Genomic DNA, 2,683 nt, shown 5'->3' on the forward strand with positions numbered 1-2,683 from the left:
CCAGTCAGAAACATCAGGATTACTCAAACTAGTTGTCCATCAAAATGGTGAAATTTTAGGGGGACATATTTTAGGGAAGAATGCTGATAGTTTAGTCAGTTTAATCGCGATCGCGATGGCGAAAAAGATCAAGATGAAACAACTGGCAACTGTCTCGTTTCCTGCTCCGAGTAGCTCAGAATTAATCTCAAAAGCCGTGCAACAATGGGATGATTGGTATTATCAAACTCATCCCTTGTGGCGAGAATTGAGAAAGCGTTATTTTCTCATCCGGCGCAATTGGATGCGGTAATATGGAGTGAATACTACTAAGGATTCGTTCTTGTCGTGGCAGATTAGTTGATTGAGATTAGTCTGGCATAAAAATAGTGATTCCTTTAAACATTAGGTTTTGATCAACAATAATATAGTGAGAAAGGTCAGGATATTTGTCTTGGAGATAACGATGAAGCCGAATCGCATCTCCACCCGTTAAAACGACGACTGCATCCGATTGTTTTTTCCGCCAAGCAGTGACGTAGTCATGAATTCCACTGATCAGAGTATGAATGATGCCACTAGCGATCGCGCTTGCGGTAGAGGTTGCCCATAAGGGCGGTAACGCATCCGGTACGGTAATTTCAGGCAGGGCTGCTGTCTGTTGTCCTAATGCCCGTAGCTGTAGCCTTAAGCCGGGTAGAATCGCTCCCCCAAGAAAGTCACGTTGTTTCCCCACTGCCGTGTAAGTCAAAGCGGTTCCCCCATCGATCACTAAGACGGGATAACCGTAGGTTTCTCCTGCACCATAAGCACAAAGCGCGCGATCGCTGCCCAATGTCGCATAGGTATTACAAAGAGGAATCTCCTCTCGAGTAATGATGATTTTATGAGGATACGTCTCCCAGAGTTTTGTTTGCTCAGCGACAACAGAAACTAAATAAACGGACACTGGTTCCGAAAGCAATTGAGCAACGTCAGCAGGGAATAAATGCGTGGGTAAACCTATGACTGGTTGTTCTAAATGTGGGCTATGCCAAGTTTGCACGAGTTGATTTTGGTAAAAACATCCCCAATGTAAGCGAGAGTTACCGATAATGAGAGCTAAATTATAATTGGAACGTAAATCAAATAGATTTTGCAAAGTTTTAACTGATTACGACTTTATACGGCGGCAGAATAACGATGTTCAAATCTTGCTATTCTTTATGTAGACATGCATCGTATGTAATTTCTGTCACTCATAAAAATCACTTGAAGGAGCTCAAAAACTTTAATTCTCATGGTTTGAATTGATAGCTTGGTCGCAGTTTCGATTTTAGTTTTATGACAATTAGAAGTTTAGGCAAAAATGCTTAGTAGTCACGCCAGCGCTTTGTCTGATCATTGATCAGAGGTCATTTCACGATTCATTTCAAGGGGTCGTTTGACCAACGGTCAAAGCAGGCGCCTTCCGTTTAGGAAGGCGTAATCTTTGACCACTTATACAATGGATAAACATGCAACTATTTTGGTAGAACGCTAGAAATTATTTTTATGAAGTTTTGTTAAACTCTAAGCGATTCTTGTCATAATAGAAGTGTAGTTAGCTAACTTAATATATTTTTAATCATGTCGAAAGAAAATGTACTGAATTTTTTGTCTGAAGCGGCTAAAGATGAGCAGCTTAAAGAACAATTACAAGCGAGTGCAACCCAAGATGAAGTGGTAAAAGTTGGCCAGGAAGCCGGCTATAACTTTTCCTCTGAGCATGTTGAGGAAGCATTAACGGAATTGCAAAAGCAGCCAGGATTTTTTGGCGCGCTAGCAGAAGCAGTGCTCGAGCTGTTTAGCCCCGCTCATGATGATTATCCAACCATTGGGGTACAACCTTTTAGTGGTGATTCCTATTCCAATCGATAATGATTAGAACTTAGCAGCTTTTCTGAATTGGCTTCGGATTGAACCGTGTTTTCTGCTCGCAATTATTTTAAGATCAAACTTTATTAACTTAAGACACAGAAGACACACTACAGAGCGTTAAAACTCGAACAGATGCGATTGGATTGAGTAGACCTGGTTAAACCGAATTGAGGGCACAAAAGTCTCTTCCGTCGCTTCTCTTCTCAACTTGGCTCTATCCCTTTTTATCCTACTGAAGGATCCAATGTACGGCGTCTAATAAATTTTCAGCTGTGTAATCAGGAACAGTCGGGTGCTGGTAGCTGCCTTGGGTAACTGCTTTCCCATAACCGGTTTGGACTAAGACGCCTTTTGCCCCCGCATTGTGAGCCAAGTCAATATCAGTTGCTTTGTCTCCAACCACCATACTGGCTTGTAAATCTAAATCGTATTCCCAAGCAGCAGCAACCAGCATTCCTGTATTTGGTTTGCGCCAGGTACTCCAAGCGGTAAATTCGGGATTGGTCCCCCCCGCAGCAGGACTCAAATAGGGGCAATAGTACAGGGCATCTAAAGCCGCTCCTGCTTCCATTGCCAGCAGTTTCTCCAAGCGTTCATGAAGCGCTTCCACATGATCGGTAGAGTAGTAACCGCGAGCCGGTCCGGACTGATTAGAAATTAAACAACAGAAGATTTGATGGTCATTGAGAAGACGCACTGCTTTTGCTGCGCCTGGGATAAGATGTAAATCTTCGACCTGATGGAGATACCCGGCTTCTTGGTTTAGAACTCCATCACGGTCAAGAAAAACTGCTGGTTTAGCCAC

4 protein-coding genes are annotated in these 2,683 nt (G+C 42.9%); 2 read left to right on the forward strand and 2 right to left on the reverse strand.

Features of this window, described 5'->3' with window-relative positions; genetic code table 11:
• On the forward strand, nucleotides 1–292 hold a 292-nt coding region (locus tag GVY04_00165; protein ID NBD14593.1), incomplete at its 5' end, for an NAD(P)/FAD-dependent oxidoreductase.
• A gap of 57 nt (nucleotides 293–349) precedes the next feature.
• On the opposite strand, the gene GVY04_00170 is transcribed toward GVY04_00165, so the two are convergent.
• Nucleotides 350–1,120, reverse strand: coding sequence for a pantothenate kinase (locus tag GVY04_00170; GenBank protein ID NBD14594.1), 771 nt, complete (start codon nucleotides 1,118–1,120; stop codon nucleotides 350–352).
• A gap of 467 nt (nucleotides 1,121–1,587) precedes the next feature.
• Between GVY04_00170 and GVY04_00175 the strand changes: the two genes are divergently transcribed.
• Nucleotides 1,588–1,878 carry a Nif11-like leader peptide family natural product precursor gene (locus GVY04_00175; protein NBD14595.1) on the forward strand — a complete coding sequence of 97 codons (291 nt, stop codon included), beginning with the start codon at nucleotides 1,588–1,590 and terminating at the stop codon, nucleotides 1,876–1,878.
• Nucleotides 1,879–2,107: 229 nt separating this feature from the next.
• Here the strand turns inward: GVY04_00175 and GVY04_00180 are convergent, their stop codons facing one another.
• Complete coding sequence (locus tag GVY04_00180; protein NBD14596.1) at nucleotides 2,108–2,683, reverse strand: HAD-IIIA family hydrolase; 576 nt, start codon at nucleotides 2,681–2,683, stop codon at nucleotides 2,108–2,110.

The sequence above is a fragment of the Cyanobacteria bacterium GSL.Bin1 genome (assembly GCA_009909085.1).
In the GTDB taxonomy this organism is placed as follows: Bacteria; Cyanobacteriota; Cyanobacteriia; order Cyanobacteriales; family Rubidibacteraceae; genus Halothece.